28 protein-coding genes are annotated in these 20,860 nt (G+C 38.1%); 26 read left to right on the top strand and 2 right to left on the bottom strand.

All coding sequences use genetic code 11. From position 1 onward, the window contains the following. Window positions 1–18 precede the first annotated feature (18 nt). The 6 genes from rpoC to tuf all read left to right on the top strand — a co-directional run bounded on the left by rpoC (window position 19) and on the right by tuf (window position 8,594). Window positions 19–3,636, top strand: a complete 3,618-nt coding sequence (gene rpoC, locus D2K62_RS14200) for a DNA-directed RNA polymerase subunit beta' (protein ID WP_112179261.1) — start codon at window positions 19–21, stop codon at window positions 3,634–3,636. A 135-nt stretch (window positions 3,637–3,771) separates the two neighbouring features. Next, entirely contained in the window at window positions 3,772–4,023 is a 252-nt protein-coding gene (locus D2K62_RS14195; RefSeq protein ID WP_112179263.1) for a 50S ribosomal protein L7ae-like protein, read from the top strand. A 116-nt stretch (window positions 4,024–4,139) separates the two neighbouring features. After that, entirely contained in the window at window positions 4,140–4,553 is a 414-nt protein-coding gene (gene rpsL, locus D2K62_RS14190) for a 30S ribosomal protein S12 (RefSeq protein ID WP_112179265.1), read from the top strand. Window positions 4,554–4,592: 39 nt separating this feature from the next. Continuing rightward, window positions 4,593–5,063: a 30S ribosomal protein S7 gene (gene rpsG / locus D2K62_RS14185; protein ID WP_112179267.1), complete on the top strand. Its 471-nt coding sequence runs from the start codon at window positions 4,593–4,595 to the stop codon at window positions 5,061–5,063. Between the two features lie 132 nt (window positions 5,064–5,195). Next, window positions 5,196–7,274: an elongation factor G gene (gene fusA / locus D2K62_RS14180; RefSeq protein WP_112179269.1), complete on the top strand. Its 2,079-nt coding sequence runs from the start codon at window positions 5,196–5,198 to the stop codon at window positions 7,272–7,274. Window positions 7,275–7,403: 129 nt separating this feature from the next. Continuing rightward, window positions 7,404–8,594, top strand: a complete 1,191-nt coding sequence (gene tuf / locus D2K62_RS14175; RefSeq protein WP_112179271.1) for an elongation factor Tu — start codon at window positions 7,404–7,406, stop codon at window positions 8,592–8,594. A gap of 343 nt (window positions 8,595–8,937) precedes the next feature. On the opposite strand, the gene D2K62_RS14170 is transcribed toward tuf, so the two are convergent. After that, on the bottom strand, window positions 8,938–9,978 hold the full coding sequence (locus tag D2K62_RS14170; RefSeq protein ID WP_117161627.1) for a sugar ABC transporter substrate-binding protein: 1,041 nt from the start codon (window positions 9,976–9,978) through the stop codon (window positions 8,938–8,940). A 23-nt stretch (window positions 9,979–10,001) separates the two neighbouring features. Continuing rightward, window positions 10,002–11,711, bottom strand: coding sequence for a methyl-accepting chemotaxis protein (locus D2K62_RS14165; RefSeq protein WP_117161626.1), 1,710 nt, complete (start codon window positions 11,709–11,711; stop codon window positions 10,002–10,004). 309 nt (window positions 11,712–12,020) lie between these two features. Here D2K62_RS14165 and rpsJ point away from each other — a divergent pair, with 309 nt between their 5' ends. The 20 genes from rpsJ to rpmD all read left to right on the top strand — a co-directional run bounded on the left by rpsJ (window position 12,021) and on the right by rpmD (window position 20,846). Then, the gene (gene rpsJ / locus D2K62_RS14160) at window positions 12,021–12,329 is read left to right on the top strand and encodes a 30S ribosomal protein S10 (protein ID WP_112179277.1); all 309 of its coding nucleotides are present in this window, start codon (window positions 12,021–12,023) and stop codon (window positions 12,327–12,329) included. Between the two features lie 30 nt (window positions 12,330–12,359). Then, on the top strand, window positions 12,360–12,989 hold the full coding sequence (gene rplC / locus D2K62_RS14155; protein ID WP_112179279.1) for a 50S ribosomal protein L3: 630 nt from the start codon (window positions 12,360–12,362) through the stop codon (window positions 12,987–12,989). Window positions 12,990–13,014: 25 nt separating this feature from the next. Then, window positions 13,015–13,638 carry a 50S ribosomal protein L4 gene (gene rplD, locus D2K62_RS14150; protein ID WP_112179280.1) on the top strand — a complete coding sequence of 208 codons (624 nt, stop codon included), beginning with the start codon at window positions 13,015–13,017 and terminating at the stop codon, window positions 13,636–13,638. Beyond that, window positions 13,638–13,928, top strand: coding sequence for a 50S ribosomal protein L23 (gene rplW, locus D2K62_RS14145; RefSeq protein WP_112179282.1), 291 nt, complete (start codon window positions 13,638–13,640; stop codon window positions 13,926–13,928). The genes rplD and rplW overlap by 1 nt, the downstream gene beginning before the upstream one ends. Before the next feature lie 31 nt (window positions 13,929–13,959). Beyond that, window positions 13,960–14,790, top strand: a complete 831-nt coding sequence (gene rplB / locus D2K62_RS14140) for a 50S ribosomal protein L2 (protein WP_112179283.1) — start codon at window positions 13,960–13,962, stop codon at window positions 14,788–14,790. Between the two features lie 54 nt (window positions 14,791–14,844). After that, the gene (rpsS, locus tag D2K62_RS14135; protein ID WP_112179285.1) at window positions 14,845–15,123 is read left to right on the top strand and encodes a 30S ribosomal protein S19; all 279 of its coding nucleotides are present in this window, start codon (window positions 14,845–14,847) and stop codon (window positions 15,121–15,123) included. A 19-nt stretch (window positions 15,124–15,142) separates the two neighbouring features. Beyond that, window positions 15,143–15,490 carry a 50S ribosomal protein L22 gene (rplV, locus tag D2K62_RS14130; protein WP_112179287.1) on the top strand — a complete coding sequence of 116 codons (348 nt, stop codon included), beginning with the start codon at window positions 15,143–15,145 and terminating at the stop codon, window positions 15,488–15,490. A gap of 3 nt (window positions 15,491–15,493) precedes the next feature. Further along, the gene (rpsC, locus tag D2K62_RS14125; RefSeq protein ID WP_112179289.1) at window positions 15,494–16,135 is read left to right on the top strand and encodes a 30S ribosomal protein S3; all 642 of its coding nucleotides are present in this window, start codon (window positions 15,494–15,496) and stop codon (window positions 16,133–16,135) included. 17 nt (window positions 16,136–16,152) lie between these two features. Beyond that, window positions 16,153–16,587 carry a 50S ribosomal protein L16 gene (rplP, locus tag D2K62_RS14120; protein WP_112179291.1) on the top strand — a complete coding sequence of 145 codons (435 nt, stop codon included), beginning with the start codon at window positions 16,153–16,155 and terminating at the stop codon, window positions 16,585–16,587. Further along, entirely contained in the window at window positions 16,577–16,777 is a 201-nt protein-coding gene (gene rpmC, locus D2K62_RS14115) for a 50S ribosomal protein L29 (RefSeq protein ID WP_018934219.1), read from the top strand. Before rplP ends, rpmC begins: the two co-directional genes overlap by 11 nt. A gap of 26 nt (window positions 16,778–16,803) precedes the next feature. Beyond that, window positions 16,804–17,067 (top strand): 30S ribosomal protein S17, encoded by a 264-nt coding sequence (gene rpsQ, locus D2K62_RS14110; protein WP_112179293.1) that lies wholly within the window; start codon window positions 16,804–16,806, stop codon window positions 17,065–17,067. A 48-nt stretch (window positions 17,068–17,115) separates the two neighbouring features. Further along, window positions 17,116–17,484: a 50S ribosomal protein L14 gene (rplN, locus tag D2K62_RS14105; protein ID WP_112179295.1), complete on the top strand. Its 369-nt coding sequence runs from the start codon at window positions 17,116–17,118 to the stop codon at window positions 17,482–17,484. A gap of 122 nt (window positions 17,485–17,606) precedes the next feature. Continuing rightward, window positions 17,607–17,918: a 50S ribosomal protein L24 gene (gene rplX / locus D2K62_RS14100; protein ID WP_112179297.1), complete on the top strand. Its 312-nt coding sequence runs from the start codon at window positions 17,607–17,609 to the stop codon at window positions 17,916–17,918. Window positions 17,919–17,944: 26 nt separating this feature from the next. After that, on the top strand, window positions 17,945–18,484 hold the full coding sequence (gene rplE / locus D2K62_RS14095; RefSeq protein WP_112179299.1) for a 50S ribosomal protein L5: 540 nt from the start codon (window positions 17,945–17,947) through the stop codon (window positions 18,482–18,484). A 30-nt stretch (window positions 18,485–18,514) separates the two neighbouring features. Continuing rightward, window positions 18,515–18,700 (top strand): type Z 30S ribosomal protein S14, encoded by a 186-nt coding sequence (locus D2K62_RS14090; RefSeq protein ID WP_112179302.1) that lies wholly within the window; start codon window positions 18,515–18,517, stop codon window positions 18,698–18,700. A gap of 29 nt (window positions 18,701–18,729) precedes the next feature. Further along, window positions 18,730–19,128, top strand: a complete 399-nt coding sequence (gene rpsH, locus D2K62_RS14085; RefSeq protein ID WP_112179304.1) for a 30S ribosomal protein S8 — start codon at window positions 18,730–18,732, stop codon at window positions 19,126–19,128. Window positions 19,129–19,161: 33 nt separating this feature from the next. Next, the gene (rplF, locus tag D2K62_RS14080) at window positions 19,162–19,698 is read left to right on the top strand and encodes a 50S ribosomal protein L6 (protein WP_112179305.1); all 537 of its coding nucleotides are present in this window, start codon (window positions 19,162–19,164) and stop codon (window positions 19,696–19,698) included. Between the two features lie 57 nt (window positions 19,699–19,755). Next, window positions 19,756–20,118 carry a 50S ribosomal protein L18 gene (rplR, locus tag D2K62_RS14075; protein ID WP_112179307.1) on the top strand — a complete coding sequence of 121 codons (363 nt, stop codon included), beginning with the start codon at window positions 19,756–19,758 and terminating at the stop codon, window positions 20,116–20,118. A gap of 21 nt (window positions 20,119–20,139) precedes the next feature. After that, complete coding sequence (gene rpsE / locus D2K62_RS14070) at window positions 20,140–20,643, top strand: 30S ribosomal protein S5 (protein ID WP_112179309.1); 504 nt, start codon at window positions 20,140–20,142, stop codon at window positions 20,641–20,643. A 14-nt stretch (window positions 20,644–20,657) separates the two neighbouring features. Continuing rightward, the gene (rpmD, locus tag D2K62_RS14065) at window positions 20,658–20,846 is read left to right on the top strand and encodes a 50S ribosomal protein L30 (protein WP_112179311.1); all 189 of its coding nucleotides are present in this window, start codon (window positions 20,658–20,660) and stop codon (window positions 20,844–20,846) included. Window positions 20,847–20,860 lie beyond the last annotated feature (14 nt).

Raw genomic sequence — 20,860 nt, 5'->3', positions numbered from 1 at the left:
TAAAGGGAGGTAGGCCCCTTGATAGATGTAAATAATTTTGAATTTATGAAAATAGGGTTAGCATCACCAGATAAAATCCGTTCATGGTCATATGGAGAAGTGAAAAAGCCAGAAACCATTAACTATCGTACATTAAAACCAGAAAAAGATGGTTTATTTTGTGAAAGAATCTTTGGTCCACAAAAAGACTGGGAATGTCATTGTGGTAAATACAAACGTGTCCGTTATAAAGGGGTAGTTTGTGATCGCTGTGGTGTTGAAGTAACAAAATCTAAAGTTCGTCGTGAACGTATGGGTCACATTGAACTAGCTGCACCAGTTTCACATATTTGGTACTTTAAAGGTATTCCAAGTCGAATGGGATTAGCGTTAGATATGTCACCAAGAGCGTTAGAAGAAGTTATTTATTTCGCTGCTTATATTGTGACAGACCCAGGTGATACCACTTTAGAGAAAAAGCAATTACTTTCTGAAAAAGAATATCGTGCATATCGCGATAAATATGGTCAAACCTTCCAAGCTCAAATGGGAGCAGAAGCTATTAAAAAAATATTGCAAGATATTGATCTTGAAAAAGAAGTAGAGATTCTTCGTGAAGAATTAAAATCTGCGCAAGGTCAGCGTCGTACGAGAGCGATAAAACGTTTAGAAGTATTAGAAGCATTCCGTAACTCTGGTAACCATACAGATTGGATGATTTTAGAGGTGTTACCAATTATACCTCCTGAACTTCGACCAATGGTACAACTAGATGGTGGACGCTTTGCTACATCGGATTTAAATGATCTATATCGTCGTGTTATTAACCGCAACAATAGACTTAAGCGTTTATTAGATCTTGGTGCACCAAGTATTATCGTTCAAAACGAGAAACGTATGCTTCAAGAAGCAGTTGATGCACTAATTGATAATGGTCGTCGTGGTCGTCCGGTAACTGGACCGGGTAACCGTCCACTTAAATCTCTTTCACATATGTTAAAAGGGAAACAAGGTCGTTTCCGTCAAAACTTATTAGGTAAACGTGTTGACTACTCTGGTCGTTCTGTAATTGTTGTAGGACCTAGCTTAAAAATGTATCAGTGTGGTTTACCAAAAGAGATGGCAGTTGAGTTATTTAAACCATTTATTATGAAGGAATTAGTAGAAAGAGGTTTAGCTCACAACATTAAGTCTGCAAAACGTAAGATAGAAAGACTTAATCCTGATGTTTGGGAAGTGTTGGAAGACGTTATTAGGGAACACCCTGTACTATTAAACCGTGCTCCTACTTTACACAGATTAGGTATTCAAGCATTTGAACCTACTCTAGTAGAAGGACGTGCAATTCGTTTGCATCCATTAGTATGTACAGCATATAACGCTGACTTTGATGGTGACCAAATGGCAGTACACGTTCCACTTTCAGCAGAAGCACAAGCTGAGGCGCGTATTCTTATGTTGGCAGCTCAAAATATTTTGAATCCAAAGGATGGTAAACCAGTAGTAACACCTTCACAAGATATGGTGTTAGGTAACTATTACCTTACAATGGAACGAGAAAATGCGGTTGGAGAAGGAATGTCATTTAAAGATCTTTCCGAGGCGATGGTTGCATACCAAAATGGTTATGTTCATCTTCATACTCGAATTGCAGTGCAGGCTTCTTCGCTTAATAAAGCAGCATTCTCAGAAGAACAAAATAGTCAACTAATAGTGACAACGGTAGGTAAACTGATCTTTAATGATATGCTTCCGGAATCATTCCCGTATATGAATGAGCCGACGCAACAAAACCTAGAAGTTCGCACGCCAGAAAAGTATTTCATTGAAAAAGGCTCGAATGTAAAGGAAGTAATTGCTGATCGAGATATTATTCTTCCGTTCAAGAAAGGTATTTTGGGAGATATAATTGCTGAAGTATTTAAGAAGTTTAAAATCAGTGAAACATCAAAAATGCTTGACCGTATGAAAGACTTAGGATTTAAGTACTCTACTAAAGCAGGTATAACAGTTGGTGTAGCAGATATTGTTGTATTAGCAGAGAAAGAGCTTATCCTAGATGAAGCACAAGAGAAAGTCGATAAAGTATTAAAACAATTCCGTCGTGGTTTAATTACAGATGAAGAACGCTATGATCGTGTTATTTCAATATGGTCACAAGCAAAAGATGTCATTCAAGAAAAACTTATGAAGACATTAAATCCAAGAAACCCTATATTCATGATGAGTGATTCAGGTGCTCGTGGTAACGCATCAAACTTCACACAATTAGCTGGTATGCGTGGTTTAATGGCCAACCCGGCTGGTAAGATCATCGAATTGCCGATCAAATCTAGTTTCCGTGAAGGTTTAACGGTATTAGAGTACTTTATATCTACACACGGTGCTCGTAAAGGACTTGCGGATACGGCGCTGAAAACTGCTGACTCTGGTTACTTAACTCGTCGTCTAGTTGATGTGGCACAAGATGTTATTATTCGTGATGATGATTGTGGAACAGATAAAGGTTTAACAGTTCATGCAATAACAGAAGGTACAGAATTAATTGAACCACTGATTGACCGTCTGATTGGTCGTACTTCATTCCAAGTTGTACGTCATCCAGAGACGAAAGAAGTATTGATTAATAAAAACGAAGTAATACCTGAAGATGTAGCAAAACAAATTGTTGAATCAGGTATTAAAGAAGTAACAATTCGTACTGTCTTTACTTGTAATACAAAACATGGTGCTTGTAAGAAGTGTTATGGTCGTAACTTAGCCACTGGTCAAGAAGTTGAAGTTGGCGAGGCAGTAGGTATTATCGCTGCACAATCAATTGGTGAGCCAGGAACACAGCTTACAATGCGTACATTCCACACAGGTGGGGTTGCAGGTAGTGATATAACTCAAGGTTTACCTCGTATTCAGGAAATATTTGAAGCGCGTAATCCGAAAGGTCAAGCGGTTGTTTCTGAGATTATTGGAACAGTCCAAGATATTACAGAAGTAAAAGATAAACAAGAGATTATCGTAAAAGGTAATGTTGAATCACTTACTTATACAGCTCCTTATGGTGCGCGTGTAAAAGTGGAAGTAGGAGAAGAAGTTGTCGCTGGTCAAGCACTGACAGAGGGTTCAATCGATCCTAAGGAATTATTGAAAATTCAAGGAATTGATGGTGTCCAATCTTACCTATTAAAAGAAGTACAAAAAGTTTATCGGATGCAAGGTGTGGAAATCGGTGATAAGCACGTTGAAGTAATGGTTAGACAAATGCTTCGTAAAATGCGTGTTGCTGATGCTGGGGATACGGATGTACTACCTGGATCATTACTTGAAATTCACCAGTTCCGAGATGCAAACAAAAAAGTACTATTAAAAGGTGCACAACCTGCCGTTGGAAGACCTGTTTTATTAGGTATTACAAAAGCATCACTCGAAACGGATTCATTCTTATCAGCTGCGTCATTCCAAGAAACAACACGTGTATTAACAGATGCAGCGATTAAAGGAAAACGTGATGAGTTACTAGGTCTAAAAGAAAATGTTATTATTGGTAAATTGGTTCCTGCTGGTACTGGTATGCAAAGGTACCGCAAAATAGAAATTGAAACAGAAGAGCCAGTGGAGCAAATTACTGAAGAATCATTAACAGAAGAAGTAACGCCACAATAAATCAGGGAAGAAACAAGGGGAAATAAAGAAGCACCTAGATATAGAAAACTTTAATTTTATATTGACATTAGAATTATAGAATGATACTATATTCAAGGTGCTTCTGTTATCCTTGTTGCTTTGGAGGATATGTAAATGTCTTATGAAAAAGTAGCACAGGTCAAAGATAATCTAATTATCGGTACGAAACAAACACTAAAAGCCATAAAAAATGGTGAAGTGTCTGAAGTCGTTATTGCTGTTGATGCAGATCAACGTGTAACGAGTAAAGTGTCGCAACTTGCAGAAGAAATGAACGTGCCATGTACACAGGTTGATTCAAAGAAGAGACTTGGCAAAGCATGTGGAATTGATGTAGGAACAGCGACTGTAGCTATAAAGCAATAAAGCAATAAAGTTTTGGTGAATGATCAAAGCTATTCACGAAAGCTTTGTTTTTTGCTTATAAATGAACCACCTGGATGTGTGGTATTACAAAAATCAATGAAAGGAGGAAACAAACAATGCCAACTATCAATCAATTAGTTCGTAAAGGCCGTGTGAGCAAAGGTAAAAAATCTGACTCACCTGCATTGAATAAAGGTTTTAACAGCTTCAAAAAATCATTGACTAACCAATCTTCTCCACAAAAACGTGGTGTTTGTACACGTGTTGGTACGTTAACTCCAAAGAAACCAAACTCTGCATTGCGTAAATATGCGCGTGTGCGTTTGACTAACGGAATTGAAGTAACTGCTTATATTCCTGGAATTGGGCACAATCTTCAAGAACACAGTGTTGTTCTTATTCGCGGAGGACGTGTTAAAGATTTACCTGGTGTACGTTACCATATTGTTCGTGGAGCGCTTGATACTGCCGGAGTAGAAGGACGTGCACAAGGACGTTCTAAATACGGAACAAAAAGACCAAAAAAATAAGCTTTAAATAGCTGATAACTTCAGAAAGGAGGTTAGACTATGCCACGTAAAGGTCCAGTAACAAAACGTGATGTCTTACCAGATCCGTTATATAACTCAAAACTAGTTACTCGTTTGATCAACCAAATTATGGTTGATGGAAAAAGAGGAATAGCTCAAAAAATTCTTTATAAAGCATTTGACATTGTTCAAGAGCGTAGTGATCAACCATCCATTGAGGTGTTTGAACAAGCACTTAAAAATGTTATGCCAGTTCTTGAAGTTCGCGCTCGCCGTGTTGGTGGTTCAAACTATCAAGTACCGGTTGAAGTACGTCCAGAACGTCGCCAAGCATTGGGACTTCGTTACCTTGTAAATTATTCAAGATTACGCGGAGAAAAAACAATGGAAGAACGTTTAGCTTATGAAATTCTTGACGCATCAAACAACACTGGTGCATCTGTTAAGAAAAGAGAAGATATGCACAAAATGGCGGAAGCAAACAAAGCATTTGCTCATTATCGTTGGTAGTATTAAAAGCTTAAATACAACATGTATGTTCCATTACGTCATGCAAGTTAATGGATTGATGGAGCAATCTTTTTCGAAATGTTTAAAGATAATCATGTAATCGAACTTAGATAATAGGAAGGAGAAAGAAACATGCCTAGAGAATTCTCCTTGGAAAAGACACGTAATATCGGGATTATGGCCCATATTGATGCTGGTAAGACAACAGCAACTGAACGTATTCTTTTCTATACAGGACGTATCCATAAAATTGGAGAAACACACGAAGGTGCTTCTCAAATGGACTGGATGGAGCAAGAGCAAGAGCGTGGTATTACAATCACATCTGCTGCAACAACTGCTTCATGGAAAGGTCATCGTATCAACATTATAGATACACCAGGACACGTAGACTTCACTGTTGAAGTTGAACGTTCTTTGCGTGTACTTGATGGTTCCGTAGCTTTACTTGATGCACAATCAGGGGTTGAGCCACAAACAGAAACTGTTTGGCGCCAAGCTACAACATATAAAGTTCCTCGTATTGTATTCGTTAATAAAATGGATAAAATAGGTGCGGACTTTGAATATTCGCTTGGGACATTAGAAGATCGTCTAGCTGCAAATGCACATCCAGTGCAACTTCCAATCGGTGCGGAAGATGAATTCGAAGGAATTATCGACCTTATTGATATGGAGGCTCATTACTACTTAGATGATTTAGGTACACGTGAAGAGGCGCGTCCTATCCCTGATGCTTATAAAGAACAAGCAGAAAAATATCGTACAAGGTTGATAGAAGCTGTAGCTGACCTTAACGAAGACCTTATGATGAAATATCTAGAAGGCGAAGAGATTTCTAATGAAGAACTTAAAGCTGCGGTTCGTACTGCTACTCTAAGCGTAGAATTCTACCCAGTCTTTTGTGGTTCAGCTTTCAAAAACAAAGGGGTTCAATTATTAATTGATGGAGTTATAGATTACTTACCTGCTCCAACAGATGTACCTCCTATTGAAGGTCATGTACCACAAACTGATGAAGAGGTTGTTCGACGTGCAGATGATAGCGAACCATTTTCAGCTTTAGCATTTAAGGTTGCAACTGACCCATACGTAGGTAAACTTACATTTTTCCGTGTCTATTCAGGTACGCTTGATGCAGGTTCTTACGTAAAAAACTCATCTAAAGATAAAAGAGAACGTGTTGGACGTATTTTACAACTACATGCTAACTCTCGACAAGAAATCCCTACTGTTTATGCAGGTGATATTGCCGGAGCTGTAGGTTTGAAAGATACTTCTACAGGGGATACTTTATGTGATGAGAAGAGTCTTGTAATTTTAGAATCAATGGACTTTCCAGATCCAGTTATTTCTGTAGCGATTGAACCTAAATCAAAAGCAGATCAGGATAAGATGTCTATTGCATTAGGAAAACTTGCTGAAGAAGATCCTACATTTAAAGCTGAAACAGATCCTGAAACTGGTCAAACAATCATTTCTGGTATGGGTGAACTCCACCTTGATATTATCGTTGATCGTATGAGACGCGAATTCAATGTTGGGGCAAACGTAGGTGCACCGCAGGTATCTTACCGTGAAACATTCCGTAAAGCTGCAAACGTTGAAGGTAAGTTTGTTCGTCAGTCTGGTGGACGTGGACAGTATGGTCACGTTTGGATTACATTCGAACCAAACACTGAAGGCGCAGGTTACGAGTTTGTAAACAAAACTGTCGGTGGTTCTGTACCACGTGAATACATTTCTTCTGTAGAAGCTGGTGTTAAGGAAGCAATGCAGAATGGTGTTATTGCTGGTTATCCACTTATCGACTTGAAGGCAACTTTGTTTGATGGAAGTTACCATGATGTCGATTCCAACGAAACTGCCTTTAAAGTTGCTGCTTCTATGGCACTTAAAGCGGCGAAAAATAAATGTGATCCAGCACTTCTTGAACCAATTGAGAAGGTTGAAATTGTTATCCCAGAAGAATACATGGGTGATATTATGGGTGATGTTACTTCTCGTCGTGGTCGTGTCGAAGGTATGGAAGGACGCGGAAATGCACAAGTTGTTAAAGCGTTTGTTCCACTTTCTGAAATGTTTGGTTATGCAACTGCTCTTCGTTCTAACACACAAGGACGCGGAACTTACACAATGCACTTTGATCACTTCGAAGAAGTGCCAAAGAGTGTTGGGGAAGAAATTATTAAGAAAAACACTGGCGAATAATTGATTTTTCGCAAAAAATAACGTATAACTTGTATTGTGCACTTAGAAGTTAATATATTATTTATTTCTAAGTGAACATACATGTATTATAAAAAATTAACTTTTATTTATTTAAAGGAGGAACTATAAATGGGTAAAGAAAAATACGACCGCTCCAAAGACCACGTTAACGTTGGTACTATTGGACACGTTGACCATGGTAAAACTACACTAACAGCTGCAATTTCTACAGTACTACACAATCGTTCAGGTTCAGGTACTGCAATGGCTTATGATCAAATTGACGGTGCTCCTGAAGAGCGCGAACGTGGAATCACAATCTCAACAGCACACGTTGAGTATGAAACAGAAACGCGTCACTATGCACACGTTGACTGTCCTGGACACGCTGACTATGTTAAAAACATGATCACAGGTGCTGCACAAATGGATGGAGCTATCTTAGTTGTTTCTGCAGCTGATGGTCCAATGCCACAAACTCGTGAGCACATCTTACTTTCACGTCAAGTAGGTGTACCTGCAATTGTTGTATTCTTAAACAAATGTGACATGGTAGACGATGAAGAACTTCTTGAGTTAGTAGAAATGGAAGTACGTGACCTTCTTGGTGAATATGACTTCCCTGGAGATGACGTTCCAGTTATCAAAGGTTCTGCACTTAAAGCTCTTGAAGGCGAAGAGAAATATGTTAATGCAATCTATGAATTAATGGATGCTGTTGACGAATATATTCCTCGTCCTGACCGTGATGTTGAAAAACCTTTCATGATGCCAGTTGAGGATGTATTCTCAATCACTGGTCGTGGAACAGTTGCTACTGGTCGTGTTGAGCGTGGAGTAGTTAAAGTTGGAGACGAGATTGACATTATTGGTCTTTCTGATGCTCCTAAAAAATCAACTGTTACTGGTGTTGAAATGTTCCGTAAGCTTCTTGACTATGCAGAAGCTGGCGATAACATTGGTGCACTTCTTCGCGGGGTTTCTCGTGATGATATCGGCCGTGGACAAGTACTTGCTAAACCAGGTACAATCACTCCACACACAACTTTTAAAGCAGAAGTTTATGTTTTATCAAAAGAAGAGGGTGGCCGTCACACGCCATTTTTCAATAACTACCGTCCACAGTTTTACTTCCGTACTACGGATGTAACTGGTATTATTCAACTTCCTGAAGGCGTAGAAATGGTTATGCCTGGAGATAACGTTGAAATGACAGTAGATCTTATTTCACCAATCGCACTTGAAGAGGGAACTAAGTTCTCAATTCGTGAAGGTGGCCGTACTGTAGGCGCCGGTGTTGTTGCAACTATTACTAAATAAGTAATGCTATAAAATAACAGGTAGCTCATAAGCTACCTGTTATTTTTTTGTCTCAAATGACATTGGTGAAAAAAATTCTCGAAGAATGCGAATTATGAGGCCAATGCCTCAACTGGTCATACTTTTTTTAGAATGGTTTTCAATATGGTTCATTGCTATTAGTAGGATTCAATAAAGGAGTTTATAGTGTTAGTGCTTTACTATGAGCTATTTTCTTTAGGAGTTGTTTATCGTAGACTACAATTCTTTATGCAAACGACTTGTTTTCTATTTATATAAAAAATAACGCTAGTGAGTTTTCGCTCACCAACGTTTATTTATTGTACAATACTATTTTTAACTGTTATTCATATACTTCTGCTTCTGTTAAATGGTTTTCAGCAATAATTGTTTCTCGGATATTATCTTCGGTAACTGTAATTGGCTCTAAAAGTATAGAGTTAATTGCGCCATTGCCATTTTCAATTGTTGTATTTGTTTCGACTTCTTCCTCTTTTGCAACTTTCATTGCTAAATCCGCTGATTGATGCGCAAGGGAATGAATTGACTTATATACTGTCATTGTCTGACTACCATTTATAATTCTGCGAACAGCTGCCAGCTCTGCATCTTGACCTGAAACAGGGATAGAGTTACTTTCATTTCCCAATGCTTCAATTACTCCTCCTGCTGTACCATCGTTTGCAGCAATTACTGCATCAACATTTGTATTTGATAAAAGGCTTGCGAACTGATCTCTTGCTGTTTCTGGTGACCATTCTGGTGTGTATGTATCATACACAAGGTTTATATCACCACTATCTATATAAGGCTGCAATATGTTCATTGCTCCTTCTCTAAATAGAATAGCATTATTATCTGTTTCTGCTCCACCGACATAAGCAAAATCACCTTCATCCACTTCGTTTAAAATTGCTTCGGCTTGTAATTCTCCTACTTTAACATTATCAAAGGATACATAGTAATCAACTGGAGCATCAAGAATGAGTTTGTCATAAGAAATAACTTTTACTCCAGCTTCATGTGCCAATTCAACAATTTCCCCTGCTTCATTTGAATTAGTTGGTATAACGACCAAGACATCTACACCTTCTTTAATCAAAAGCTTAGCTTGTTCAATTTGCACTTCTTGATCACCGTTTGCGGCTAACGTCTTAACAATACCACCTAATTCTTCAACTTTCTCCTCAAAATTGAGTTTGTCGCGATACCATCTGTCATCTCTTAATGTATCCATAACAAAACCAATGTATATATCATCTGGATTTGATAGTAATTTATCAGTTGTATCTGTGGATTGACTATCCGTAGTTTGGTTGCTATTACAAGCAGTTAAGTAAAAAGTAAATAGGATAGTAAGAATCAATGTAGCATTTATTTTCATTATTTTTTTCTCCTCCTTAACAATTAAATATGGAAACGTGAAATTAATGTGTTCATGCGTTCTACAAGCTGGCGTAATTCTAATGCACCATCAGATACCTGTTCAATCGCTTCTCTTTGTTCTAAGACTGATGCGGATATTTCTTCTGATCCTGCAGCTGATTCTTCTGAGATAGCTGCAATATGTTCAATTGAGCTGTTGATTTCATCACTGGCTACATTGAAATATGCTAGAGTGGTTGAAATATCATTAACTTGATTGGACATTGTCGTAACTTTTTCTTTAATGTCAAAAAAGTATTGACCAGATGTTTCTATTTGTTGTTTTCCGATATTTACCTCATTAAAGCCACTATTTAATTCTTTAGCCATTATCGTAATTTGATTTTTTATATCATCAACAATTTTGGTAATACTCTCAGAAGATGATCCAACCTCTTCTGCTAGTTTACGTACTTCTTCGGCAACGACAGCAAAACCTTTTCCGGATTCACCCGCACGAGCTGCTTCAATCGATGCATTAAGTGCTAATAAATTAGTTTGATCTGCTATAGAACGAATCACATTAACAAATTCAGAAATTGAAGTAGTTTGATTTTCTAAATCCTTAACTTTTATAACGGAGTCTTGTACCGTATTCGTAATAGTATCCATGTGTACGAGTGATTGTTTCATTTGCTTATCACCATCTATTGAAACATTTAGTACATCTTTAGAAAATTGGACAAGTTTTTCACCATTTTCATTTGCTGTTATCACTCTGTTACTAAACTCTTTTGTCTTTTCAGAAATAACGCTTGCTTCATCTGCCTGATTTGTTGCACCATTTGCAAGTTCTTCTATTGTAAGTGCAACTTGTTCACTACCTTCTTTAACATCAGCAGAATGTGTGGTAAATGCTACAACATGTGTATCTACTGTCATTGCTAATGAAGATATCTCATTAATCATTTCTTTTAAATTCGATTTCATATAATTAACCGAACTCGATAATTGACCAATTTCACTTTTACTATTATCATTTAAATTGTCGACATTCAAATCACCATTAGCAATTGCATCACTTGTTGCAACGACCTGCTGAAGGCTTCGGCGAATGTTTCGACTAATAAAATAGATTAGTGTTACTGAGATTGCGAATGAGACGATAATTGATAGGAGGAGCGTAGTAATAGTAGTTGAAATACTTTGTTCAGCTTCTTCTATAGAATTAATATTGGAATCGATCGCTTCTTGTTTTAATAAGGAAGCTAATTGCATCGTTTCTTCTTTTAAAGTACCTGCTTCTGCTTGCAATGCGATGAATTCTTCTGTATTAATGTTTTGGACTTTAGGAACAATTTCACTAAAGTAGTATTCATCTAAAGCGTGGTTGTTTTCGATAATTTGATTAAATGTTTCAATTTGCTCGTTAGAAGTTAGTTTTGTTCGTATTGATTTTGCTGTATCAACAAACTGATCACTGAGTGACAAATAACCAAGTAATCGCTCATTTTCTTCTGCGATAATGTATTCGGGTATATACAAATACTTATCTTGATAAAGTGATACTAGTTCAGATACTTCTATTACAACTTCATTCTTATCACGCGTATCGTTAATGGAACTATTCGTATTTGCTAATAAGGAATATGTAATTGCCACGGACAAAATAAATGCCAACATCACAATTGTAAAAACAATGCCGTATTTACTTCCAATTGATTGATTACGCCAAAAACTGTTTAGTTTCATACTAACTTGAACCCCCTGTTGAATTTTAAATAATAAAGTAGAACTAGTAGGTATATCGTACAAATTCAATATTTTTGTAGCGAAAACTTTACAATTCGACATAATGACACACAAACGAACTTCCCTAATAAAAAATATTTATAAAACCTTGCAATTAATAATATTCTTGTATATAATGAATAATGTTGGTCATAAAAGGCGATGATGCGGAAGGTTGTTGGCACACCCGGCCCCTTTGCCATGGCGGGGTGTCGAGAAAATTTTCGCGGAGAAAGTCTATTATAAAATGGGCGAAAAGGAGGGAAAATAATGGCAAAAGAAAAAATCAGAATTCGTTTAAAAGCATATGATCATAGAATCTTAGATCAATCAGCTGAGAAGATTGTTGATACTGCAAAGCGTTCTGGAGCTGGAGTATCTGGTCCAATTCCATTACCTACAGAAAGAACAGTTTATACGGTATTACGTGCGGTGCATAAATACAAAGATTCACGTGAGCAATTTGAAATGCGCACACACAAACGTCTAATTGACATAGTAAGTCCTACACCGAAAACGGTTGATGCGCTTATGCGTCTTGACTTACCATCAGGTGTAGATATAGAAATCAAACTTTAATAGAACGAATTAATTTAGGAGGTGTATCGGATGACGAAAGGAATCTTAGGTCGCAAAATCGGCATGACACAACTGTTTTTAGAAAACGGTGAACTAACGCCGGTAACAGTTATTCAAGCAGAGCCAAACGTAGTGCTTCAAAAAAGAACACTAGACAATGACGGCTATGAAGCTATTCAATTAGGTTTCGCTGACAAAAAAGAATCACGTTCAAACAAACCAGCTAAAGGACATGCTGCAAAAGCGAGCACGAAACCTAAGCGCTTCATTCGTGAATTCCGTAACGCTAATCTTGATGACTATGAAGTAGGTCAAGAACTTAGTGTAGAGGTTTTCCAAGCTGGAGACAAAATTGATGTTTCAGGAACGTCTAAGGGTAAAGGTTTCCAAGGTGCGATCAAGCGTCACAATCAATCTCGCGGACCTATGACTCACGGTTCTCGTTATCATAGACGTCCAGGTTCAATGGGTGTTATTGATCCAATGCGTGTGTTTAAAGGTAAAAATTTACCTGGACAAATGGGTGGAGAAACAGTTACAATTCAAAACCTAGAAGTTGTTAAAACAGATGTAGAAAACAACCTTTTATTAGTAAAAGGTAATGTACCTGGTCCGAAAAAGTCATTTGTAAAAATTACAAGTGCAGTAAAGTTCAACTAATTTTAAATTGAAGGGAGGATATGTCATGCCTAAAGTAGCACTATATAACCAAAGTGGATCGCAAGTAGGCGATATAGAAATAAACGATGCAGTGTTTGGTATTGAGCCAAACGAACACGTGTTACATGATGCGGTAGTAATGCAACAAGCATCTCGCCGTCAAGGTACACACGCTGTAAAGAATCGTTCAGCAGTAAGAGGCGGTGGCCGTAAGCCATGGCGCCAAAAAGGTACAGGACGTGCTCGTCAAGGTACTATTCGTGCACCACAATGGGTTGGTGGTGGAGTAGTATTTGGACCAACGCCGCGTAGCTATAGCTATAAATTACCTAAAAAAGTTCGTCGTTTAGCTCTTCGTTCAGCACTTTCTTCTAAAGTGAAAGAAGATAGTCTGATTGTTTTAGAAGGATTGGCATTCAATGCACCTAAAACAAAAGAGTTTGTAAATCTACTAAATGTTTTAAAAGTTGATACAAAAGTTTTAATTGTAACAGCAGATAAAGATGAAGTAGTTGCACGTTCTGCAAACAACCTACCAAATGCAAAAGTTTTACCTGTAAGCGAAGTTAATGTAATAGACTTGCTTACGCATGACAAGCTGATCTTGACTAAAGATGCAGCAGAAAAAGCAGGGGAGGTGCTTGCATAATGAAGGACCCACGTGATATTATTAAGCGCCCGGTTATTACAGAACACTCTTCAGATCTTATGGCTGAAAAGAAATATACGTTTGAAGTAAATCCGAAAGCGAATAAAACTGAAATCAAACATGCAATCGAATTAATCTTTGGAGTTAAAGTTGTAGGAGTAAATACAGCGAACCTTAAAGGTAAATTTAAGCGTATGGGTAAATACGGTGGTTATCGTTCGGATCGCAAGAAAGCAGTTATTCAGTTATCTGAAGACAGCAAAGAACTAGAATTTTTCGAAAGTGTTTAATATAACGCTATAAAAGAAGGAGGGAAAAAAGATGGCAATTAAGAAGTATAAACCAACTTCAAATGGTAGACGAGGAATGTCAGGTTCTGACTTTGCTGAAATTACAGCAACTGAGCCGGAAAAAACATTGCTTAGCCCACTATTTAAACGTGGTGGAAGAAATAACCAAGGTAAACTAACTGTTCGTCATCAAGGTGGAGGACACAAACGTAAATACCGTATTATTGATTTCAAACGTGAAAAAGATGGTATACCAGGCCGCGTTGCTACGATCGAATACGATCCAAACCGTACTGCTAACATCGCTTTAATTCACTATGCAGATGGAGAAAAACGTTATATCTTAGCTCCAAAAGGATTGGAAGTAGGAACAAATGTTGTTTCTGGTCCTGATGCAGATATCAAATCAGGTAATGCATTACCGCTTATGAGTATCCCGATTGGTACGGTTATTCATAATGTAGAGTTGAAACCTGGACGTGGAGGACAACTTGCTCGTTCTGCGGGGTCTCAAGCTCAGATTTTAGGTCGTGAAGATAAATATGTTCTTGTACGTTTATCATCAGGCGAAGTACGCCTAGTACTAGGAACTTGTCGAGCTACAATTGGTCAAGTTGGAAATCTAGAGCATGAACTTATTAACGTAGGTAAAGCTGGACGTTCTCGTTGGAAAGGTATTCGCCCTACAGTTCGTGGTTCTGTAATGAACCCTAACGATCACCCACACGGTGGTGGTGAAGGACGCGCACCAATCGGACGTAAATCGCCAATGTCTCCTTGGGGTAAACCAACTCTTGGTTACAAAACGCGTAAACGCAACAAGCCATCAAGTAAGTTTATTGTACGTAAACGTAAAAAATAACGGGATTGAACGACGGGTGAAACCCGTCCACCAATCACGAAGGGAGGTTTATGTATGGGTCGTAGTTTAAAAAAAGGACCTTTCGTAGACGATCATTTGATGAAGAAAGTTGAAAAATTAAATGAAGATGACAAAAAACAAGTAATAAAAACTTGGTCGCGACGCTCTACTATTTTCCCAAACTTTGTAGGACACACTATCGCTGTCTATGACGGACGTAAACATGTGCCGGTATATGTTACAGAAGATATGGTTGGACACAAATTAGGTGAATTCGCTCCATCCCGCTCATTCAGAGGGCATGCTGGCGATGACAAGAAAACAAAACGCTAAATGAGAGGAGGCACTCTTGATGCAAGTTCAAGCTAAAGCCGTTGCAAAAACTGTTCGAATTGCTCCTCGTAAAGTTCGTTTGGTAATTGATTTAATTCGAGGAAAAGATGTTGGAGAAGCCATTGCAATATTAAAGCACACACAACGTGGCGCTTCACCTGTTGTTGAAAAAGCACTTAATTCTGCGATTGCTAATGCAGAACATAACTATGAAATGAACATTGATAACTTATATGTATCAGAAGCATATGTAAACGAAGGCGTTACTTTGAAACGTTTCCGTCCACGTGCAATGGGTCGTGCAAGTCAAATCAATAAAAGAACAAGCCACATTACCGTGGTTGTATCAGAAAAGAAGGAGGGATAATCTGTGGGTCAAAAAGTTAATCCGATAGGACTTCGTGTCGGTGTAATCCGTGATTGGGAATCCAAGTGGTACGCCGGTAAAGATTATGCAGACTTATTACATGAAGATATTAAAATTCGTGAATATGTTGAACAAAGACTAAAAGACGCTGCGATTTCTAAGATTGAAATTGAACGTGCAGCAAACCGCGTGAACATCTCCATTTCAACTGCAAAACCAGGAATGGTTATCGGTAAAGGTGGTTCAGAGGTAGAAGCACTACGTAAATCTTTGAATACTCTTACTGGTAAAAAAGTTCACATTAACATCGTAGAAATTAAAAAAGCAGATATGGATGCGAAACTTGTCGCTGAAAATATTGCAAAACAATTAGAAAACCGTGTTTCATTCCGTCGCGCACAAAAGCAAGTAATTCAACGTGCAATGCGTCTTGGAGCAAAAGGTATTCGTACACAAGTATCCGGCCGTTTAGGTGGAGCGGATATCGCACGTGCGGAAAGCTATAGTGAAGGAACTGTACCACTACACACATTACGCGCCGATATTGACTACGGTACTGCAGAAGCAGATACTACTTATGGTAAACTTGGTGTTAAAGTGTGGATCTATCGTGGAGAAGTCCTTCCAACTAAAAACAAAAAGTAAGGAAGGGGGCACGCATTATGTTAATGCCTAAACGTGTAAAACATCGTAAGCAACACCGTGGTAAAATGAAGGGTAAAGCAAAAGGTGGTACATCAATCACTTTTGGTGAATACGGATTGCAAGCTCTCGACGCTTCTTGGATTACAAGTCGTCAAATTGAGGCTGCTCGTATTGCAATGACTCGTTACATGAAACGTGGAGGAAAAGTTTGGATTAAGATTTTCCCAGACAAACCTTACACAGCAAAACCTCTAGAAGTTCGAATGGGTTCTGGTAAAGGTGCACCTGAAGGATGGGTTGCAGTTGTTAAACCAGGTAAGATCATGTTTGAAATCGCTGGAGTATCTGAAGAAGTAGCGCGTGAAGCACTACGTCTTGCATCTCATAAATTACCTATTAAAACTAAGTTTGTAAAACGCGAAGAAATTGGTGGTGAAATCAATGAAGGCTAATGAAATCAGAGAACTAACCACTGCCGAAATTGAACAAAAGATCAAGTCATTAAAAGAAGAACTCTTTAACTTACGTTTTCAGTTAGCTACAGGACAATTGGAAAACACTGCACGTCTTCGTGAGGTTCGTAAATCCATTGCTCGAATGAAAACTGTCGTACGTGAAAGAGAACTAAGCGTAAATAATTAGTAAAACCGAGAGGAGGTTAACCTCAAATGACTGAGCGTAATAATCGTAAAGTTTACACTGGTCGTGTTGTTTCAGATAAAATGGACAAAACGATCACTGTATTAGTAGAAACTTATAAATTCCATAAGCTTTATGGAAAACGTGTGAAATACTCTAAAAAAATGAAAACACATGATGAAAATAATCAGGCTAAAACTGGTGATGTAGTAACTATCATGGAAACTCGTCCATTATCTGCAACAAAACGATTCCGTCTAATTGAAGTAGTGGAAGAAGCCGTTATTATTTAATTTAAGTGAAATTCGCTCGGATTGATTCCGAAGGGAGGTAACAACAGTATGATTCAGCAAGAGACTCGTTTAAAAGTTGCAGACAATTCTGGTGCACGTGAAGTACTAACTATTAAAGTACTTGGTGGCTCTGGTCGTAAGACTGCTAATATTGGTGATGTTATCGTGTGTACGGTGAAACATGCAACGCCAGGTGGTGTTGTCAAAAAAGGTGAAGTTGTGAGAGCTGTTATCGTTCGTACGAAAACAGGGGCTCGTCGTAAAGATGGCTCATATATCCGTTTTGATGAGAACGCAGCAGTAATTGTTCGTGAGGATAAAAGTCCTCGTGGAACTCGTATCTTTGGACCTGTAGCACGTGAATTACGTGATGCGAAGTTTATGAAAATTGTATCTCTAGCTCCAGAGGTATTATAAAGTCATTGAAAATACGTAATGCTGTGATACGTCGTTAACGTGAGAAGACAACGTATCTAGCTACTTGTTTTTAATTAATTAAAAGTTCTTAATGAAAAGCCTTGTAAGGAGGTGCGTCTAGCATGCATGTAAAAAAAGGTGATAAAGTACAAGTAATTTCTGGTAAAGATAAAGGCAAACAAGGTACTGTTCTTGTTGCATTTCCTAAAAAGGATCGAGTACTTGTTGAAGGGATTAATATTATTAAGAAACACGCAAAACCTTCACAAGATAATCCACAGGGCGGAATCTTAAACTATGAAGCATCAATCCATGTTTCTAATGTATTACCGATTGATCCGAAATCCGGCGAGCCTACTCGAGTAGGATATGAAGAACGTGACGGAAAGAAAGTTCGTATCGCTAAAAAATCCGGTGAAGCGTTAGATAACTAAATTATCGACGAAAGGAGGGCTACTCGATGAACGAACTAAAGAACAAATATCAAAACGATATCGTTTCATCATTAATTGAAAAATTCAACTACGACTCTGTTATGGAAGTACCGAAAGTTGATAAAATCGTAATCAATATGGGAGTTGGCGATGCAACGCAAAATTCTAAAGCGCTAGATAGCGCAGTAGAAGAATTAGCGCTTCTATCAGGACAACGACCATTAATAACAAAGGCTAAAAAATCAATTGCTGGTTTTCGCTTGCGTGAAGGAATGCCTATCGGGGCTAAAGTAACCCTTCGCGGAGCACGTATGTACGAATTCCTACAAAAGCTTATTGATGTATCACTTCCACGTGTACGTGATTTCCGTGGTATTTCTAATAAATCTTTTGATGGTCGTGGAAACTATACGCTTGGCGTAAAAGAGCAATTGATTTTCCCAGAGATAAACTATGATCAAGTAAGTAAAATTCGTGGTATGGATATTGTTATTGTTACAACTGCTAACACTGACGAAGAATCGCGCGAATTATTAACTCAGCTTGGCATGCCTTTCCAAAAATAAGCGTTAAAGCTAATGCAAGGAGGGAAAATTGTGGCTAAAAAATCTATGATTGCGAAACAAAAACGCACACAGAAGTTTCAAGTACAAGAGTACACACGTTGTGAACGTTGTGGACGACCGCACTCGGTTCTTCGTAAGTTCAAACTTTGTCGTATTTGTTTCCGTGAACTTGCCCATAAGGGTCAAATTCCTGGTGTCAAAAAAGCAAGTTGGTAAACCCCTATTAGGGAAGGAGGTAATAAATAATGGTTATGACTGATCCAATTGCAGATATGTTAACTCGTATTCGTAATGCAAACATGGTTCGCCATGAGAAGCTAGAGCTTCCTGCATCAAAACTTAAAAAAGATATTGCGGATATTTTAAAACGTGAGGGCTTTGTTCGTGATTATGAATATATTGAAGATAGTAAACAAGGAGTACTTCGTATTTTCTTGAAATATAGCAACAGTGAACAACGTGTTATTACTGGACTAAAACGTATTAGTAAACCAGGATTACGCGTATATGCGAAATCAGATGAAATTCCTAAAGTATTAAATGGTCTAGGCATCGCGATCGTATCGACTTCAAAAGGCATATTATCGGATAAAGAAGCACGCGAACAGTCGATTGGCGGCGAAGTGCTAGCATACGTTTGGTAATTATATTTTAACAAGATAGGAGGTGCCCTACAAATGTCACGTATAGGCCTAAAAATATTAGAAATTCCTGAAGGTGTTGAAATTAAAAATGACAACAACCTTGTAACTGTAAAGGGTCCTAAGGGAGAATTAACTCGTCAGTTCCATGAGGATATGACAATCAAGATTGAAAATAACGTATTAACAGTTGAACGCCCAAGTGATCACAAAGATCACCGTGCATTACATGGTACAACACGTAGCCTTATTGGCAACATGGTTGACGGTGTACACGCAGGTTTTGAAAAGACACTTGAAATCCAAGGTGTAGGTTATCGTGCTCAGAAACAAGGAGACAAACTTATTATGAACGCAGGTTACTCTCACCCAGTAGAGATCGAACATATTGAAGGTATTGAAATCGAAGTACCTGCTAATACAAAAGTTATTATCAAAGGTATCGATAAAGAACTAGTTGGAGCTGTTGCAGCAAACATTCGTGCAATTCGCCCACCTGAGCCATATAAAGGTAAAGGAATTCGTTATGCTGGTGAACATGTACGTCGTAAAGAAGGTAAAACAGCGAAATAATTAATTTAACCGACTTAAGAAGACTGGTTAGATAGGCAACAGAAAGGAGTGACCTAGATGATTACGAAACCAAACAAAAATGGAATACGTAAAAAAAGACATTACCGTGTTCGTAAGAACCTTTTTGGTACTGCGGAACGTCCTCGTTTAAATGTATTTCGTTCTAATAAACATATCTATGCTCAACTAATTGATGATGCAAATGGTGTCACATTAGCAAGTGCTTCAACAGTAGATAATGACTTTACTGGCGATGCTACTGGCAACGTAGAAGCTGCAAAAAAAGTTGGAGAACTAATCGCAACACGCGCTAAAGAACAAGGCCACAAAGTTGTGGTTTATGACCGTGGAGGATATTTATATCACGGACGTGTTAAAGCATTAGCAGATGCTGCCCGTGAGGCAGGTCTTGAATTTTAAAAGTAAAAGGAGGGACATATATTGCTTACTAATATCGACCCGAATAAATTAGACTTAGAAGAACGCGTAGTAACAATTAACCGTGTAGCTAAAGTAGTAAAAGGTGGACGTCGTTTCCGTTTTGCAGCATTAGTTGTTATCGGAGATAAGAACGGACATGTTGGTTTTGGAACAGGTAAGGCGCAAGAAGTACCAGAAGCAATTAAAAAAGCTATTGATGATGCGAAGAAAAACCTTATTACAGTACCGATTGTAGGAACTACAATTCCTCATGAAATTACTGGTAAATTTGGTGCTGGTAGTATTCTTTTAAAACCAGCAAGTGAAGGTACTGGAGTTATTGCTGGTGGACCTGTTCGTGCTGTACTTGAATTAGCTGGTGTTGGTGATATCCTTTCTAAATCACTAGGAACAAACACACCAATTAACATGGTTCGTGCAACAATTAGTGGTCTTGAAAATTTAAAACGCGCAGAAGACGTAGCAAAACTACGTGGTAAATCAGTAGAAGAACTGTTAGGATAAGGGGGGGAAATAAAATGGCTAAAAAGTTAGAAATTACCCTCACGCGCAGTGTCATCGGCAGATCTGAAGTTCAAAAAGCAACTGTTAAAACATTGGGTTTAAGAAAAATTCGTCAATCTGTTGTCCGTGAAGATACGCCTGCGACTCGAGGCATGATTAATAGAATATCACATCTGATAGCGGTCAAAGAAGTAGAAGTATAATATATTAGCGTAAA

The organism is Paraliobacillus sp. X-1268, from assembly GCF_003426095.1.
Classification (GTDB): Bacteria; Bacillota; Bacilli; order Bacillales; family Amphibacillaceae; genus Paraliobacillus_A; species Paraliobacillus_A zengyii.
The sequence above is the reverse complement of the archived record's forward strand: the minus strand, read 5'-3'. Positions and strand labels throughout refer to the sequence as shown.

Coding starts and splice junctions, on each gene's coding strand:
- D2K62_RS14195 (WP_112179263.1), top strand. CDS start 3,772: ATGTCTTATGAAAAAGTAGCACAGGTCAAAGATAATCTAATTATCGGT.
- rpsL (WP_112179265.1), top strand. CDS start 4,140: ATGCCAACTATCAATCAATTAGTTCGTAAAGGCCGTGTGAGCAAAGGT.
- rpsG (WP_112179267.1), top strand. CDS start 4,593: ATGCCACGTAAAGGTCCAGTAACAAAACGTGATGTCTTACCAGATCCG.
- fusA (WP_112179269.1), top strand. CDS start 5,196: ATGCCTAGAGAATTCTCCTTGGAAAAGACACGTAATATCGGGATTATG.
- tuf (WP_112179271.1), top strand. CDS start 7,404: ATGGGTAAAGAAAAATACGACCGCTCCAAAGACCACGTTAACGTTGGT.
- D2K62_RS14170 (WP_117161627.1), bottom strand. CDS start 9,978: ATGAAAATAAATGCTACATTGATTCTTACTATCCTATTTACTTTTTAC.
- D2K62_RS14165 (WP_117161626.1), bottom strand. CDS start 11,711: ATGAAACTAAACAGTTTTTGGCGTAATCAATCAATTGGAAGTAAATAC.
- rpsJ (WP_112179277.1), top strand. CDS start 12,021: ATGGCAAAAGAAAAAATCAGAATTCGTTTAAAAGCATATGATCATAGA.
- rplC (WP_112179279.1), top strand. CDS start 12,360: ATGACGAAAGGAATCTTAGGTCGCAAAATCGGCATGACACAACTGTTT.
- rplD (WP_112179280.1), top strand. CDS start 13,015: ATGCCTAAAGTAGCACTATATAACCAAAGTGGATCGCAAGTAGGCGAT.
- rplW (WP_112179282.1), top strand. CDS start 13,638: ATGAAGGACCCACGTGATATTATTAAGCGCCCGGTTATTACAGAACAC.
- rplB (WP_112179283.1), top strand. CDS start 13,960: ATGGCAATTAAGAAGTATAAACCAACTTCAAATGGTAGACGAGGAATG.
- rpsS (WP_112179285.1), top strand. CDS start 14,845: ATGGGTCGTAGTTTAAAAAAAGGACCTTTCGTAGACGATCATTTGATG.
- rplV (WP_112179287.1), top strand. CDS start 15,143: ATGCAAGTTCAAGCTAAAGCCGTTGCAAAAACTGTTCGAATTGCTCCT.
- rplP (WP_112179291.1), top strand. CDS start 16,153: ATGTTAATGCCTAAACGTGTAAAACATCGTAAGCAACACCGTGGTAAA.
- rpmC (WP_018934219.1), top strand. CDS start 16,577: ATGAAGGCTAATGAAATCAGAGAACTAACCACTGCCGAAATTGAACAA.
- rpsQ (WP_112179293.1), top strand. CDS start 16,804: ATGACTGAGCGTAATAATCGTAAAGTTTACACTGGTCGTGTTGTTTCA.
- rplN (WP_112179295.1), top strand. CDS start 17,116: ATGATTCAGCAAGAGACTCGTTTAAAAGTTGCAGACAATTCTGGTGCA.
- rplX (WP_112179297.1), top strand. CDS start 17,607: ATGCATGTAAAAAAAGGTGATAAAGTACAAGTAATTTCTGGTAAAGAT.
- rplE (WP_112179299.1), top strand. CDS start 17,945: ATGAACGAACTAAAGAACAAATATCAAAACGATATCGTTTCATCATTA.
- rpsH (WP_112179304.1), top strand. CDS start 18,730: ATGGTTATGACTGATCCAATTGCAGATATGTTAACTCGTATTCGTAAT.
- rplF (WP_112179305.1), top strand. CDS start 19,162: ATGTCACGTATAGGCCTAAAAATATTAGAAATTCCTGAAGGTGTTGAA.
- rplR (WP_112179307.1), top strand. CDS start 19,756: ATGATTACGAAACCAAACAAAAATGGAATACGTAAAAAAAGACATTAC.
- rpmD (WP_112179311.1), top strand. CDS start 20,658: ATGGCTAAAAAGTTAGAAATTACCCTCACGCGCAGTGTCATCGGCAGA.